This is a genomic window from Paenibacillus sp. 481 (genome assembly GCF_021223605.1).
Lineage (GTDB): Bacteria > Bacillota > Bacilli > Paenibacillales > Paenibacillaceae > Paenibacillus_B.
In genome coordinates this window covers 4,876,647-4,892,531 of record NZ_CP075175.1, presented here as the reverse complement: position 1 = coordinate 4,892,531, position 15,885 = coordinate 4,876,647, and the positions used below count along the sequence as shown (strand labels likewise).

Sequence of the window (15,885 nt, the reverse complement as noted above, 5' to 3'; positions counted from 1 at the left end):
AAAATTAATTTTTCTTAATATAATGAATTGTTTATTTACAGTTTATCTATTATTTATTAGACTGTAAAAGAACCATATTATAGCATTAATACAATTTGGAGGGATTTTATGAAAAAGATAAAGTTTTTCACAGTCTCTACAACCGTTGTTGTTTCGCTTTTAGGTCAACCAGTCTCCGCTTTTGTCGGCGGGAATTTGATGAAGCCTGACACTGAACAATCTCACACCTTTCGATGTATTCCCGATTCATTCCACGGTAAAATTACGAACTGTGAGAAAGATGGCGATATTAATTACTTTAAATGGACAAACAGTACGCAAAATGGCCAGTTTTTTTACGTCAATTTCGACACGTATGAAAATCGGAGTCTGAATTATCAGATTCATTCGATTGGTATCGGCGGGTTAAGCTCTTCGGTTCATCGCATTACGAAAAATATCGGACAAGAGGTGTGGGCGGTCTATCTCCCAGCTGGTGAAACGTTAAGTGTTAAAATCGGTCCTGAAAACGCTTCAAAATACGATCCGAATGTGAAGTATATCGTTAATTTAAGTAAAGCACCTTGGTTCTAAAAGGGAGCTAATTGGGCCTATGCCTACGCGATCAGCTCACCACCTCCCTGGGGGCTGGTTGACCCAATGTTTTATACGGCGAATATACGGCTAACTGTCATTGCCCGCTTCTTATGCGCATATGCATCTTGTACGGTGTAGGCCCACAAATGGAAATGCCAGAATGTAAGCGTTGTCAATATTAATGGGAAATAAGCCGTTTTAGGGAGGATAACAGATGGATAATCAACAGAACCGCCACGAGCTTCATCGCGGGTTGAACCAGCGGCATATTACGCTAATGTCTTTAGGCGCCGCCATTGGTGTCGGCTTGTTTCTCGGCTCGGCTTCGGCCATTAAGCTTGCTGGGCCAGGAATTATTTTGGCCTACGCTCTTGGCGGGCTGGCTATTTATTTTATTATGCGGGCGCTCGGTGAAATGGCGGTTCATCAACCTGTAGCGGGATCGTTCAGCCGCTATGCGCGCAATTATTTAGGACCTGTGGCTGGCTATTTAACAGGGTGGAACTATTGGTTTCTGTGGGTCGTCACGTGTATGGCAGAAATCACTGCCGTTGGTGTATATATGGAGTACTGGTATCCCGATATTCCACGGTGGTTGTGGGCCTTGTTCGCACTTCTTCTTATGAGCGCTATCAACTTGCTAGCCGTAAAAGCGTTTGGTGAGTTGGAGTTCTGGTTCGCGCTCATCAAAATCGTAGCCATTATCCTGATGATTTTGACGGGCTTAGCGATTATTTTGTTCGGAGTTGCGAATAATGGCGTTGCTGTTGGAATTAGCAACTTGTGGGAGCACGGTGGATTTTTCCCGAACGGATTTGAAGGTGTGCTCCTATCTTTACAAATGGTCATGTTTGCCTACCTTGGTGTTGAAATGATCGGGGTGACCGCTGGCGAAGTCAAGAACCCAAGAACAGCTATTACACGAGCAATTAATAGTGTGTTTTGGCGAATTCTTATTTTTTATGTGGGAGCTTTATTCGTAATGCTCTCGATTTATCCTTGGAACGAGCTTGGTGTTAAAGGAAGTCCTTTTGTAATGACTTTCGAAAAAATCGGTATTCCTAGTGCAGCGGGAATTATTAATTTTGTCGTCCTGACCGCGGCGCTGTCTTCGTGCAATAGCGGCATCTTTAGCACAGGACGCATGCTGTTTAACTTGGCCGAACAGCGGGAGGCCTCGCCTAAGTTCGTGCGGCTCAGCAGAGCGGGTGTGCCGAGCATTGCCATTCTCGCCTCTGCCGCAGCTTTGCTCGTCGGCGTCGTCCTTAACTACATCGTACCAGAGCAAGCATTTGCTTGGGTAACAAGTATATCAACCTTTGGCGCCATCTGGACATGGTCCATCATTTTGCTATCCCAAATCCAATTTCGCAAACGTCTATCTATCGAAGAGCGAAGCCAACTGACAAGTAAAATGCCATGGGCACCTTACAGCTCATACGCTACACTTGCCTTTTTAATCGGCGTTGTCGTCATCATGGCCATTAGTCCGGTAACCCGCATCGCTTTATATGTCGGCACCGCGTGGCTCTTCTTGTTATTACTCACGTACTATGGAAGAGGGTTCCATAAGCAATCGAAAAACGATGCGCAATCTGTTTCGAAATCTAGCTTACACTAACGCAAGCAAGCACACAGCAAGTTGGCCTACAGCAGGCAAGCGTAAAGCCAAGGCTACCTTAGAACTGATCCCGTTAATGTGACACATGATGGGGGCCGTTCCGTTTATGGTGGTAGCTTTGGCTTTATTTTTATGATCGTCAATGGTTTAGTTTAGGTTTAGGTTTAGATTAGGCTAAAATCTTACACACGTTCCACAATAACTGCCACACCGTGTCCTCCACCGACGCAGAGCGTTGCTAAGCCTGTTGCTGCCTGTCGGCGCTTCATTTCGTGCAGCAAGGTCACGAGAATTCGCGCACCACTCGCGCCAATCGGATGCCCAAGCGCAATTGCGCCACCGTTAACATTGACAATGTCCGGATTCAATGCCAATTCACGTATGACAGCAATCGATTGCGCTGCAAAAGCCTCATTCACTTCGGCCAGCTCAATATCTTGTATGGACATGCCCGCCTTTTGCAGCGCAGCCTGTGAAGCAGATACTGGGCCGATGCCCATTATAGTCGGATCGACACCCGTTGAGGCGTAAGCTCGAATACGCGCCAGCACCGTAAGGCCGAGTTCCTTTGCTTTACGCGCCGTGCATACGACAATCGCCGCCGCACCGTCATTAATACCAGACGCGTTGCCTGCTGTTACCGTGCCCCCTGGTTGAAATGCGGGCTTCAACTTCGCAAGTGCGTCCATCGTTAGACCTCGACGCGGGTACTCATCACTGTCAATCGTAATCGTGTTCCCTTTCTTGTCTTGATAAACGACATGCACCAACTCATCCGCAAAACGCTGCTGATCCACTGCTTGTTCAGCCCGCTGCTGACTCATTAATGCAAACGCATCCTGTTGCTCACGCGTAATCTGATACTTTTCAGCCATATTTTCTGCTGTCATTCCCATATGAATATTATTCATTGCACACGTAAGCCCATCTTTCGTAATACTGTCTACCATTTCCCCATTCCCTAAGCGATATCCAGTGCGACCTTGTTGCAGCAAATAAGGAGCTTGTGACATATTTTCCATGCCGCCTGCGACTATTAGCTCCGCGTCGCCCGCCTTTATGGCTTGAGCCGCTAAAATGACTGCTTTCAGTCCAGAACCGCAAATTTTATTAATCGTCATAGCTGGCACATCGTAACTTACCCCTGCCCGTAGTGCAGCTTGACGAGCAGTTCCTTGTCCAAGCCCTGCTTGTAATACGTGCCCCATCATGACTTCCTCAACCTCTTTAGGTGACACACCAGCGCGCGCTAGCGACTCTTTAATGACCAGAGCTGCCAAATCAACAGCCGGCACCCGACTTAATCCACCCATAAACGAGCCAATAGGCGTGCGAACTGCACTCGCTATAACTACATCTGTCATGACGCACCTCATTTACGTTTAAGTTCAAGCTTCATGTATATATCAACAGCATCAGCAGAAAAATGTTCTTCCAGCGTGGACAAATACTTAGACATTGTCTACACAAAAGTGGACATCAAACCTAAAAGTAGCTCCGGCCGAGACCATTGCGTGATTCATCTATATACGCGACTCAGTTTCCGCAAGAGCACTACATCTTGTGTTACTAAAAATGTGAGCGCGTGTATCTGCTCTGAGAAAATGTGTCTCCTATTTGAAAGACAATTCCCCCCGATATGTCCATTCCAAAAAGACAACTAATGAAGGCAGCTGTTTTTCAGTCATTCAGTCATTCAGTCATTCAGTCATTCAGTCATTCAGTCATTCAGTCATTCAGTCATTCAGTCATTCAGTCATTCAGTCATTCAGTCATTCAATTATCAAGCCATGCTAACGCTTACGGCTAGCCCCAAATGTCTTGCAATGCATGAATGAATTGTTCATTTTCTTGCTCCGTTCCTATCGACACTCGAATCGTGTCTGCATATCCAAGTAAATTGCCAGAACGAACGATAACACCATGCGCCAATAGCGCTTGAAATAGATCATGCCCTTGCCTACCCTCACCGAGCTTTACCATTAAAAAGTTTGCTTGCGACGGATAACAGGCTAAGCCTAACTTTGCTAGTTCAGCCTGCAAAAAAGTTCTACCCGCTTCATTCCGCTGCGCACATTGTACTGCGAATGATTCATCCTCAAGCGAGGCAACTGCTGCTGCCTGCGCCAAACGATTCGTATTAAAGGGCTCTTTGACTTTAATGAGCGCTTGCACAATCGTAGGATGCATGACACCATAGCCGATCCGCAGCGCTGCCAGACCATAAATTTTAGAAAATGTGCGTAAAATGATCAGATTAGAATGCTTGGCTAGCAGCGGAATCGTGTGCAGATAAGTCTTATCGGTTACGTATTCATAGTAAGCTTCATCAATGACAACGAGTATATGTGAAGGCACTTGTTCGATAAATGACAGCAATTCCTGCGCTGCAACGATCGTTCCGGTCGGATTGTTAGGGTTACAAATAAAGATCATTTTTGTCGCTGAGGTGATCCTGCTTAACATACTAGCCAAATCATGTACACCATTCGTAAGCGGTACGGTAATTGGTACCCCACCTTCAATCTGTACATTCGTTTCGTAACGCGGGAATGTGACGTCCGCCATAATAGCTTCATCGCCAGCAGATATATAACTGCGAGTCAGGAGGCGGATAATTTCGTCAGATCCATTGCCGACAATAATAGATTCTTTAGAAACACCTAGCTTTGCTCCCAGTTTCTCAACTAAGTCAGGCGCTGTTCCCTCTGGATACAGTGACGCTTTCCCTACTTCGCGAATCATAGCTTGCGTTGCTAAGTCTGAGCAGCCGTACGGATTTTCGTTCGACGCTAGCTTTGCGATTCGCTCTAGGCCAAGCTCTCTTTTTACTTCTTCAATCGGCTTTCCAGGCACGTACACGCCCAAATGCTCGATTTCTTTACGCGTTGGAATGTTGTGCGTGATGTGCATTTAGAGCCCTCCTACCTCTCATTTCCCCTACTACTAGATCCTATCTATTCGATACTTCTGAGTGCTTGCGCGTTGTCATACCGAAGGGCCCATGTGAATAAGCTCTTTGCTAAGGATGAACGAAGCTTCTGTCTGTCGCTTCACATCTTCCACGCTAATTCCGTGCAGCGTTTCAACCAGTACCATGCCTTCATCCGTAAAATCAAATACGGCCAAATCAGTAATTAAGCGGTGTACAACGCGACAGCCTGTAAGTGGAAGGGTACATTGCCGTTTAATTTTAGACTCGCCATGTTTGTTTACATGCTCCATAATGACGACGATGCGTTTAGCCCCGCTTACGAGATCCATCGCACCGCCCATCCCTTTGACCATTTTTCCAGGTATCATCCAGTTAGCCAAGTCGCCATGCTCGGAAACTTCCATTCCACCTAAAATGGCTAGATCAATATGACCGCCACGAATCATGGCGAACGATTCGGCACTATCAAAATAAGAGGCGCCGCATACAGCCGTAACGGTTTCTTTGCCGGCATTAATGTTATCGGCATCCTCGGTACCTGCAACCGGATAAGGACCGATGCCAAGCAAGCCATTTTCCGATTGCAGCAGCACATTGAATTGCGATGGAATTTCGCCAGCGATCAGGGTCGGCATCCCGATTCCCAAATTGACGTTCATGCCATCCTTAATTTCTTGTACTGCTCGTTTCACGATGAGCCTACGTACATCTTTCATCTTAATCCCCCCGTTCCGCGGAAGTTGATACAGAGCTAGATCCCGTACGATGTGCACTCGTGTGTTCATTCAAGGCAGTTGTGGCCGTTGTGGCCGTTGTGGCCGTTGCCGCAGTCTTGGTAGTTTCGATAGTTTCGATAGTTTCGATAGTTTCGGTAGTTGAGGCAACGGAGAGAATGCCTTCTGATTCCAACGTATGCGCTGTCGTGGCAGCAGGCACTACGGTGCGCCGCTCAATGCGCTTCTCATATGTCCCAACGAGCACGCGCTGCACATAAATACTCGGCGTATGAATGGCATTCGCGTCGAGTTCCCCAACCTCTACCAGTTCCTCCACTTCGGCAATCGTTATTTTTCCAGCAGCAGCAGCTAAAGGATTAAAATTACGCGCCGTGTACCGATATATTAAATTGCCAAGTTTGTCAGCCTTCCATGCTTTCACTAACGCAAAGTCACCGACGATCGCTTCTTCCAGCACGTAAGTTCGGCCATGAAATTGCTTATGCTCTTTACCTTCCGCAACGACCGTACCGACACCTGTCGCCGTATAAAAAGCAGGGATTCCCGCCCCACCTGCTCGAATTCTTTCCGCTAACGTGCCTTGCGGAACAAGCTCAACTTCCAGCTCTCCACTCAAAAATTGCTGCTCAAAAATTTTGTTCTCCCCTACATACGAGGAAATCATCTTTTTAATTTGACGATTCGCCAGCAGCAATCCGAGCCCCCAATCATCGACACCGCAATTATTGCTTACGATGGTCAAATCTTTCACTCCGCGATCACGCAGCGCTAATATAGCTTGTTCAGGGATTCCGCATAAGCCGAATCCCCCAACAATGAGCGTTGCCCCATCCTGAATATCTGCGATTGCTGCTTCAAAAGCAGCTCCCACTTTCCCGTTCACCATGGCATGTTCGCTCCCTTTTCTCCATTTTGCTACACGGTTGAATTTGGCTGCTGTGAGGGAATGCACCAACTGTACATATACCGTTCGTCTTCATATAAGAGCGCCTGCTTCACCACACGCAGCGGACGAAACGTATCGATCATAACGGCCAGCTCTAACGTCTCTTTTTTACCAATACTATCTTCAACCTTGCCTGGATGCGGCCCGTGTGGAATACCTGATGGATGCAGCGTAATCGAGCCTTCCTTCACACCTTTGCGGCTCATAAAATTGCCTCTGACATAATAAAGCACTTCATCGCTGTCTACATTGCTATGATAATAGGGTGCCGGAATGGCCTCTGGATGGTAGTCGTACATACGAGGAACGAAGGAGCAAATAACAAAGTTGTTGCCCTCAAACGTTTGATGAATCGGCGGCGGCATATGAATGCGGCCTGTAATCGGTTCAAAATCACGAATATTAAAAATCCATGGATACAAATACCCGTCCCAACCGACAACGTCGAGCGGATGATGGTTAAATAGATGATTGTGCAAATAGCCTCGCGATTTCGTTCTAACGGTGAACTCCCCCTGCTCCACCCGCGTATCGAGCTGCTCAGGGCCGCGGAAATCGCGTTCGCAGAACGGGCTATGTTCAAGCAGCTGGCCGTATGCGTTGCGGTAACGTTTAGGTGTCGTAATCCAGCTATTCGTCTCCACGACAAGCAGCTTAGACGCCCCTTCATCCGGCAACACACGATAAATCGTTCCGATGGGTAGCATAATGTAGTCACCTGCCTCGTAACGAAGCGTGCCGTACATCGTTTCCACCGTGCCTGTTCCATCATGCACGAACAACAGCTCATCTCCGTCGCCATTGCGATAGTAGTAATCCATCTTCTCCGTTACATTTGCAATCGCAATTAATACATCTTCATTGCCTAACATGTAGCGTCTGCCCGCTACTGCATCACCCGTTTCCGTACATTCGCTAGTGAGCAGATGACGATGACGAAGCGCCCCGTCCTCTTCGTATTCGATTTCGAACTTCGCGTGAAGCTCTGCTCGACTGACAGCCGTTGGCGGATTGTGATGGTATAAAATAGATTGAATGCCTGAGAACCCTTTCGTCCCCATTACTTGTTCACGAAACAACGTTCCGTCTTCCTTGCGAAACGCGGTATGTCGTTTGGCTGGAATGTTCCCTAACTGACGATAGTACGCCACAGCAATGGCCTCCTTTCGATTTGTGCAATCGTCCCCCGATTCACAAACCTATTCGACTACCTCTTTACTAGCACCTTGCTTCAATCTATCATTCTACAAATTGCCACGCCGTTCCTGCTCGCGCTCAATCGACTCAAATAACGCCTTAAAATTACCTTCCCCAAAGCCGATCGCGCCCTTACGCTGAATAATTTCAAAAAACAAAGTCGGTCTATCCACAAGCGGTTTCGTAAAAATTTGCAGCAAATAGCCCTCGTCATCACGATCGACTAAAATTTTTAGCTCCTTGAGCTTATCTATATCTTCATCAATGCGACCGACTCGTTCGGTCAACATGTCATAGTACGAATCTGGTGTATTCAAAAATTCGACCCCGTTTGCTCGCAGCTGCTTAACGGTCGCAACAATATCATTGGTGAGCAGCGCCAAGTGCTGCACACCTGCTCCATTATAATATTCAAGATATTCTTGAATTTGTGATTTGCGCTTAGCCGTAGCCGGCTCGTTAATCGGGAACTTAATCCGTCCTCCATTGTACATCACCTTGGACATCAAAGCGGAATATTCTGTACTTATATCTTCATCATCAAAATGAATCATTTGCTTAAAGCCCATTACATTTTCATAGTATGCAACCCATTCTTCCATATGCTCTACATTACCGACAACATGATCAACCCCGACAAGTCCAGCTGTCGGGCAAGACGTCACCGAGTCAATGGCTTGATACCCTGGTAAAAATAAACCGCTGTAAGCGTCACGCTCAATTAGCGTGTGAATCGTATCCCCGTACGTGCCAATAATCGCTTTTGTCACGGTACCATGCTCATCTGAGTAAACGGCCGGAGCCATAATACCAATTCCTCCACGGGACAGCGCATCATTGTAAGCCTTCTCAACGTTATCCACACGTAAAGCGACATCTTTCACACCGTCGCCGTGCTTTTTCGTAAACTCGGCAATCGGATGATGATCGGATAAAGAGCCGGTAATGACGAAGCGAATTTTGTTCTGCTCTAACATGTAAGATACTTGCTCACGGTTGCCTGTCTCTAGGCCCGCATAAGCAACCGGACGAAATCCGAATGCTGACGCGTAATAATGAGCAGCTTGCTTCGCATTTCCAACATATAATTCAATGTAATCAATATCTTGAATAGGAAACACTTCTTGCACCGTTTGGTCGGTCACCGCTTCTTTTTTCATCTGACATCCTCCATTTCGCTTCTTCTTCCATGGTCAACGATGTCAGTATAGAACGTATTCCAATAAATAGCAAAAACATGCATGGACGCGAACTTGCGCGCTTGCAAACGCTCTCAAACGCGCCTTTGCTTAGCTGCGCTGAAGCGTGTGCGCGACTAACAAACGATGTGAAGACCGGTAGAAAGTTGCGGAAATGTGTGAAAAAATGTGAAAAGTGAATTTTTTCAAATAAAATAGCAGGATTTGTTCCAATCGTGTCAAACAAAGAATGAAACAAACATCTTCGTCAGTTTACATTTCTTCCGTCTGGAGTTGATAACGAGCATGGTTTTGAAAAAGGTAGATGATGCTAACATGGAGCAATTGTTCGATGTGATGTTAATGCTGGAAAATAAAGAAGAATGCTACGCATTTTTCGAGGATTTAACGACAACGAAAGAAATTCAAACGTTATCGCAGCGGCTGCAAGTTGCCAAAATGCTACTACATGGTAGTACTTATTTGGAAATTGAAGTGACAACTGGCGCAAGTACAGCCATTATTTCGCGTATTAAACGTAGTCTTCAGCACGGTAACGGCAGTTATAAACTCATGCTGGAAAGACTCGCAGCTCGCACACAATCATGATCTTCTATACGATACAATAAGGCTGCGCTAAAGTCACATCCGACTTTTATGCGATCAGCCTTATCGCGTTGCTCCTTACGATCGTAAGATCGTACAGCTCATATTGCTTCACCTATTGTTCTGTGCTGCGGCTCGTCCTAATCGCAAACAGTGCCAATGCACACGCCGTCGCGCTTACAGCGGCCATCGTATAAAATAACGGCTTATTGGAAGGGCTCATTAACAATGACGCCACAGGAGGACCCGCGGCCACACCAGCAAAGCGCATGCTGCTATAGAGGGAGCTAATCGTGCCTCGTTGCTCTTTTTCGATCCCCTCTGTAATGAAGCTATCCAAGCAAGGCAATGATGCACCCAGTCCTAATCCTGCCACGCTCATCCAGGCAATGAGACTGACCACAGACCGCGAAAACAGACAACCTACAATTGCGCTCGCTGCTAGGAAGCAGCCGCTTACCATAATCCATTTCATGAGCGGCTTTTTTTCTCCAATGCACTTCCCTGTGATGTAGGAGGCCGTACATAGCACGGCCAAAGGGATGGCCAAAATACAGCCCTTTACTATACCTTTGTAATGGTGCGTTTCTTCTAACGTTTCAGATAAGTAGAACAGTAGTCCAAACAAGACAAACATCGCCATACCGCCAATTGCAAACAGTGCCGACAGCCAGCGTCCATTTTGTTTCAACAACTGCCACGTTGAGTGTAGAAACTGACGCAGTGGCTGCGGCTTCTTCTCCGTTTTTTTAGGCTGCTTCACTAAACATATTACAAGCACGATGGAGATGAGGCACATGACAGGAATCGTCCAAAAGGGTACGTACCACGCGATCAGCACGAGTGCTGATCCGAGTATCGGGCTTAATACTTTACCGAACGTATTCGCCGTTTCTACAATGCCTAGGCCGGCGCTAACGTCCTCCTCGCTCTTGAACATATCTCCTACGAGCGGAAGCACAATGGGCATAGCCCCTGCCGCTCCAATCCCTTGCAATACTCGTCCGCCTAATATGACGGAGTACGAATTGTCCAGCCATACAGCGGCTGCACCGCATACCGCTCCACCAATTCCCGCAATGATTAGACTCGGGATGATGACCACTTTGCGCCCTAGCCGATCTGACAAATATCCCGCCGCAGGGATGAGTAAGATGGCCATGACGGAATATACCGTAATTAACATACTGGATTGAAAATCACTAACTTTAAGCTGTCTGCGAATTTCCGGCAACACAGGAATGAGCATCGAGTTCCCGAGCGTCATAATTAGCGGAATCGAGGCTAGCGCTAACAAATCAAGTCGCTTATTGTGTTGCAAGTGATTACCTCCATTGGTTCCCCTCGGGTTTGCTCACCATTTTTACACATTCATCCTCCAAGTAAAATGCTCCAATTCAATTACATTTATGCAGCAAAGGAACAATTTCATAGGCGTGGGTTGTCAGCCTACAGCATATGCATGTATAATCAAAACGCAAACATATGTTTGTCTATTCATTCTAGTCCTACATAAAGGTGGAACCGTAAACATGAAAGGAACGACACATCTCGCGATCGGTGCCGCAATTGGCGTTGCTGCAACAGCATATTACCCTTTTTCGTTAAAGAGTGCTGCCTTGTACGTCACCATCGCTTCCTTCTCTGCACTTAGCGCAGATCTAGACGGCCCAAGCATCCTAAGCAGCAAACTTGGCAAAATTTCAAAGCTGCTGCGTGAGTTTATTTTGTGGATTGGCGTCTTGCTGTCTGCAGGTGTCACGATTTTGTATGTTGTGTATGGTCAGGCTTATCCGGAGTTCACAACGATAGCGCTGCTTGTCTGCCTATTAGGCTTTGTGACCAAGGAAGGAAATATTCGCAACGTGCTTGTAAGCTTAATCGGCTGCGCTATGATTTACGCCGGGTTAGCAACCATGCTAACGTGGCTAATCGGCTTTGGCATCTTTATCGCGATTGCTCCGTGGATGAAGCATCGCGGCATGACCCACACGGTGTGGGCCCTGTTATTTTGGGGCGCAATTGGATGGGGCTTGGAGCAGCACTTGCAAGTAGAAGGCATCGCATTTGTAGCAACGGCGGGCTATTTTTCGCATTTGCTGGCAGATAGTCTAACGCCACGTGGGGTTAAATGGTTTTACCCGATTTCTAAGAAGAAGGTTAGGATTCCTTTATCGCGATAAGCTTGTCGAATTACGCGATTACCAATTTCACACCCATTAACATTTAAAATCCCCCACTATTTAGAGGGGGATTTTTATGCTTCCCTCTACTCTTTTACAATGGAACAAAATACATTAAATAATAATATTTCTATATTAAACTATATATAATTTCACAATTGATATTTTTAGTAGATTATGATAGTATTCGCCTTGAATAATAAACCATTTATTAGGAGGTTGTTGGATGTGAAGAAGGCGATAATAGCGTTGCTCTCATCTGCTCTTGTACTCGGAACAATGGGAGGAAATGCATCAGCTGCGGAAGTGAATCCCACCGTTCACACGAGCAAGGAACAAATAAAGCCACTCGTGATCAATACGCATGTAAGTCTTAAAAAGGGAGAGTCTAAGTACTTACCTGTGATTTCTGCCCGTTACAGCATCAAAAGTGGATATTACGTCGTATCCCTTTCTTATCTTGGAAAAATCACAGGTCTGAGCCGAGGAATTGCCCAAGTTTACGGATATGACCGTCGTGGAATACACTCACATACTTATAACATCACAGTCTCCTTCTGATACTTTCTGTTCATTAACATTCATTAACTCTCCTTAGATACAGCTACAACAATCAGTTCACCACACACAAAGTATAACCCAATTGTACACAGAAAGACTGTATTCTTTCGTAGATTGACTACTTTAGAGTACAGTCTTTATTACTTGCACCTCATAACTATTCGCTCGATGGATCCATGCAATTTTGTATTTCTCCATTCATGTATTTCATCTCTCACCATTATCAACTGCCCCAAATCACGATGCACCCAGACGAGCCAACCCTTGATCGTTTCCGGCCCTCAATCTCATAACAAAATACCAAATTAAAATACCCTACTACTGAATAGGATATTTTGATTTGGTATCTACTTTTAAATAATTTAAATCTCTAATTTTTCTACATTAAACTATATTTTATTTTAATTTTAATATTTGATCATCTAAGTATAATATGCTAATATCTACCTGTATTAGATTCCATTTAATAGGAGGTTTTTAACTTTGAAAAAGTTTACAACAATGCTGCTCACATCCGCTCTTGTGCTTGGCATTATGGGAGGTACTGCATCAGCAGCTGAAGTAAGACCACAGTCTGATACGATCCAAGAGCAAGTAGAATCGTCATTTGTACAGACTCGCAATGTACTTTTGAGACAAGGACAGTCCACTATCTTGTCAGGTTCTACTCGGTATAAAGTAGCGAATGGACACAATAACGTATCACTTGGTGGTTTTGGCTTGCTCAAAGGATTAAAATCGGGAAATGCTACAGTCTATGGATATAATAGAAGCGGGAAATTAAACTTTATCTTTTACATTCGCGTACTTTAATTGTGTGATAACGAAATAATAGGAGATTCTACCGCGGTAGAATCTCCTATTATTCGTTTATTCACGTACGATTTTTAACTGTCCTGAATCACGATGCGCCCAGACGAGTCGGCCCTTAACCGTTTCCGTTCCTTGTTTGAACTGCAAACGTTTTGTCTCCCCTTTTTCCAGCAACTCACGCAGCATCGTTTCCGAAATAGTCTTGCCGACGGACAAGTTATTTTTCCAGACAACGAACTTACAGCCTTGCTTGTAATGCGAGCAACCGTAACCTTTACGGCCCGCAATTACCGTCCCGCCACAGCCTGCACGTGGGCAAGACCCATATGACGAAGCACTCTTGGCCATGCCACCATTTGACTCGTTCGCGTTCACAGCTTGTCTGCTTGCTGAGACAGCTTGCTGTGAAGCCACACGAGGCGAAGGTGCGGCAGCACCGTTGCGGCCAGCTCTACTTCCGTCAGCAGACGTAGGCGGCACATTCGTCTTACTTCTGCTGCCCACTTTGCTCGCACTCTTTCCTTTTCCCTTGCCCGAGCGCCCTCCGTTATTGTCAGCTTGCATTTCAGCCAATACATGCGAGGCAATAGGCACTTGCTGGACGACACTTTGAATAACGTGCAGCGTAAACTTACGCACCGCATCCATAAACGTAGCGTCGGACGCTTCTCCCCGCGCAATTTGCGACAGCCTGCGCTCCCATTGCCCCGTCATTTCCGGCGAAGTTAACAAGTTAACTCCCGCTCCTCGAATCAGTTCAATCGCTGTACTGCCTTTTGTCGTTAACGCAATGCTCTTGCTGTTCATAACGACATAGCCTACATGCTTTAACCGCTCAATAATGGAAGCACGCGTCGCAGGCGTGCCTAATCCAGAGTCTTTCATCGCCTCACGAACTTCCTCGTGCTCGATTTGCTTACCTGCACTTTCCATCGCCTTCAACAAAGTACCCTCTGTATAAGGCTTTGGCGGCTGCGTTTGCTTCTCTTTAGCGCTGCTTGACGCGCAATGTACCCCCAGCGAGGCATCCAAGTGAAACGGCGTGCTTCGCTCTTCCTCAGCACCCTTCTTCTCGTCTTCCTCGGCATCCGCTTTGCTGCGTGGCTTTGCGCTCTCCTTTTTTTGGTCGGCATAAATCACCTTCCAGCCTAAAGAAACCAATTGCTTCACCGTACTCTTAAACGGCTCCTGCTCCACTTCCGTCAATACCGTATGCACCTTATATTGCGCAGCCGGATAAAAGTGCGCCAAAAATCGCCGCACAATCAGATCGTATACTTTTTGCTCATCTGGAGCCAAGCTCTTAGCAACACGATGCGTAGGCAAAATTGCGTGATGATCCTCTACCTTTGTCGGATTGCACACAGCCCGATTGTGCGTATGCACCAATCGCTTATCCGCCTGCTCCACAAACGTTGCATAAGCTGTCGACCGAAGCTGGTCAAGCGCCTTGTGCATCTCGGGGATATTTTGCTCGGTTACATAATTGGATGTCGTACGCGGATAGCTGATTACTTTATGTTTCTCGTATAAGACTTGCGCCACATCCAACGTCTTTTTCGCTGAAAAGCCGAATTTCGCATTTGCCTCCCGCTGCAACAAGGTCAAATCATATAGCTTAAAAGGATATTCCTTCGTATCTTTTACATCGTAACGAACGACTTGACCTCGTTTGCCGTTCACTTTTGTAGCAATCGCTTGAGCTTTAGCCGCATCTGTTAGCTTTTCTTTTTCACCTTGCCACAATCCTCGATAATCCGTTTCCTGCTGCTTAAAATGGGCCTCAACCTCGTAGTAGGTTGCCGATTGGAAAGCTTCGATTTCCTTTTTCCGATCATACAGCAGCGCGAGCACAGGGGTCTGCACCCGCCCTACCGAGATAAGTACGTTATGTTTCGTCGTAAAAGCACGCGAGCCGTTCATTCCGATCAGCCAATCCGCTTCACTTCGTGCCCGCGCCGCTTTCGTTAAGTTGTCATAATCGGAGCCTGCTTTTAATTCGGCAAACCCTCTTCGAATCGTCTCCGACGTTAAATCCGAAATCCACAGCCGCTTGACGGGATGTTTAAGCTTTAAATGTCGTTGAATGAGAGAGAAAATGTACTGGCCTTCTCTCCCGGCATCGCAGGCGTTGATAAGCATGTTGCAGCGCTTAGCTAGTTCTGCAATGACTTTTAGTTGATCACGCGTCTTCGGATTGGGTACTAATTTAAAGGCATCCGGTATGATAGGCAGATCTTGAATGTTCCACTTTTTATATTTCTTATCGTAGGCGTCTGGCTCGGCCAAGCTGATGAGATGCCCGATTGCCCATGTAATGATATACGTGTCGCCTTCTAGATACGTTCGATTGTTTTTCGCTTTAGGTTCTATGGCGGCGGCGATATTTCGCCCCATATCAGGCTTTTCCGCTATGACCAATACTTTCATATGAGTAGAGTCAACTCTCCTTTATCCTTATTACATAAGGGGCCTCTAAATACTATAAAAGGAATTTTTGCAGATGTCCAATGAGGGAGTGTTGAACGCCTA

General features: G+C 46.2%; 13 protein-coding genes and 1 pseudogene. 6 read left to right on the top strand and 8 right to left on the bottom strand.

The window, feature by feature from the left end:
* The first annotated feature begins 108 nt into the window (after positions 1-108).
* Both KIK04_RS21430 and KIK04_RS21425 read left to right on the top strand, forming a co-directional pair.
* Positions 109-573, top strand: coding sequence for a hypothetical protein (locus KIK04_RS21430; RefSeq protein WP_232275658.1), 465 nt, complete (start codon positions 109-111; stop codon positions 571-573).
* Positions 574-790: 217 nt separating this feature from the next.
* Positions 791-2,197 carry an amino acid permease gene (locus KIK04_RS21425; RefSeq protein ID WP_232275656.1) on the top strand — a complete coding sequence of 469 codons (1,407 nt, stop codon included), beginning with the start codon at positions 791-793 and terminating at the stop codon, positions 2,195-2,197.
* Between the two features lie 182 nt (positions 2,198-2,379).
* On the opposite strand, the gene KIK04_RS21420 is transcribed toward KIK04_RS21425, so the two are convergent.
* From KIK04_RS21420 to hppD, 6 genes and pseudogenes are all read right to left on the bottom strand, one after another.
* The gene (locus KIK04_RS21420; protein ID WP_232275654.1) at positions 2,380-3,561 is read right to left on the bottom strand and encodes an acetyl-CoA C-acetyltransferase; all 1,182 of its coding nucleotides are present in this window, start codon (positions 3,559-3,561) and stop codon (positions 2,380-2,382) included.
* Positions 3,562-4,003: 442 nt separating this feature from the next.
* On the bottom strand, positions 4,004-5,110 hold the full coding sequence (hisC, locus tag KIK04_RS21415) for a histidinol-phosphate transaminase (protein WP_232275653.1): 1,107 nt from the start codon (positions 5,108-5,110) through the stop codon (positions 4,004-4,006).
* Positions 5,111-5,185: 75 nt separating this feature from the next.
* A complete protein-coding gene (locus KIK04_RS21410; RefSeq protein WP_232275651.1) occupies positions 5,186-5,848 on the bottom strand; it encodes a 3-oxoacid CoA-transferase subunit B in 663 nt (220 codons plus the stop codon).
* 220 nt (positions 5,849-6,068) lie between these two features.
* Positions 6,069-6,755 (bottom strand): annotated as a pseudogene (locus tag KIK04_RS21405) (CoA transferase subunit A); the annotation flags it as partial.
* Between the two features lie 29 nt (positions 6,756-6,784).
* Positions 6,785-7,966: a homogentisate 1,2-dioxygenase gene (locus tag KIK04_RS21400; RefSeq protein ID WP_232275649.1), complete on the bottom strand. Its 1,182-nt coding sequence runs from the start codon at positions 7,964-7,966 to the stop codon at positions 6,785-6,787.
* Positions 7,967-8,059: 93 nt separating this feature from the next.
* A complete protein-coding gene (gene hppD, locus KIK04_RS21395) occupies positions 8,060-9,172 on the bottom strand; it encodes a 4-hydroxyphenylpyruvate dioxygenase (RefSeq protein WP_232275648.1) in 1,113 nt (370 codons plus the stop codon).
* A gap of 324 nt (positions 9,173-9,496) precedes the next feature.
* On the opposite strand from hppD, the gene KIK04_RS21390 reads away from it, so the two are divergent.
* Positions 9,497-9,799, top strand: coding sequence for a YerC/YecD family TrpR-related protein (locus KIK04_RS21390; RefSeq protein WP_232275647.1), 303 nt, complete (start codon positions 9,497-9,499; stop codon positions 9,797-9,799).
* Positions 9,800-9,911: 112 nt separating this feature from the next.
* On the opposite strand, the gene KIK04_RS21385 is transcribed toward KIK04_RS21390, so the two are convergent.
* Positions 9,912-11,117, bottom strand: a complete 1,206-nt coding sequence (locus tag KIK04_RS21385) for a bacillibactin exporter BcbE (protein WP_232275645.1) — start codon at positions 11,115-11,117, stop codon at positions 9,912-9,914.
* Between the two features lie 211 nt (positions 11,118-11,328).
* On the opposite strand from KIK04_RS21385, the gene KIK04_RS21380 reads away from it, so the two are divergent.
* The 3 genes from KIK04_RS21380 to KIK04_RS21370 all read left to right on the top strand — a co-directional run bounded on the left by KIK04_RS21380 (position 11,329) and on the right by KIK04_RS21370 (position 13,353).
* Positions 11,329-11,979 (top strand): metal-dependent hydrolase, encoded by a 651-nt coding sequence (locus tag KIK04_RS21380; RefSeq protein WP_232275643.1) that lies wholly within the window; start codon positions 11,329-11,331, stop codon positions 11,977-11,979.
* 228 nt (positions 11,980-12,207) lie between these two features.
* Positions 12,208-12,540, top strand: coding sequence for a BLB8/JUQZ-1 family protein (locus KIK04_RS21375; RefSeq protein ID WP_232275642.1), 333 nt, complete (start codon positions 12,208-12,210; stop codon positions 12,538-12,540).
* Between the two features lie 483 nt (positions 12,541-13,023).
* Positions 13,024-13,353, top strand: coding sequence for a BLB8/JUQZ-1 family protein (locus KIK04_RS21370; protein WP_232275641.1), 330 nt, complete (start codon positions 13,024-13,026; stop codon positions 13,351-13,353).
* A gap of 57 nt (positions 13,354-13,410) precedes the next feature.
* Here KIK04_RS21370 and KIK04_RS21365 read toward each other — a convergent pair whose 3' ends face one another.
* Entirely contained in the window at positions 13,411-15,783 is a 2,373-nt protein-coding gene (locus KIK04_RS21365; RefSeq protein ID WP_232275639.1) for a type IA DNA topoisomerase, read from the bottom strand.
* Positions 15,784-15,885: the final 102 nt, after the last annotated feature.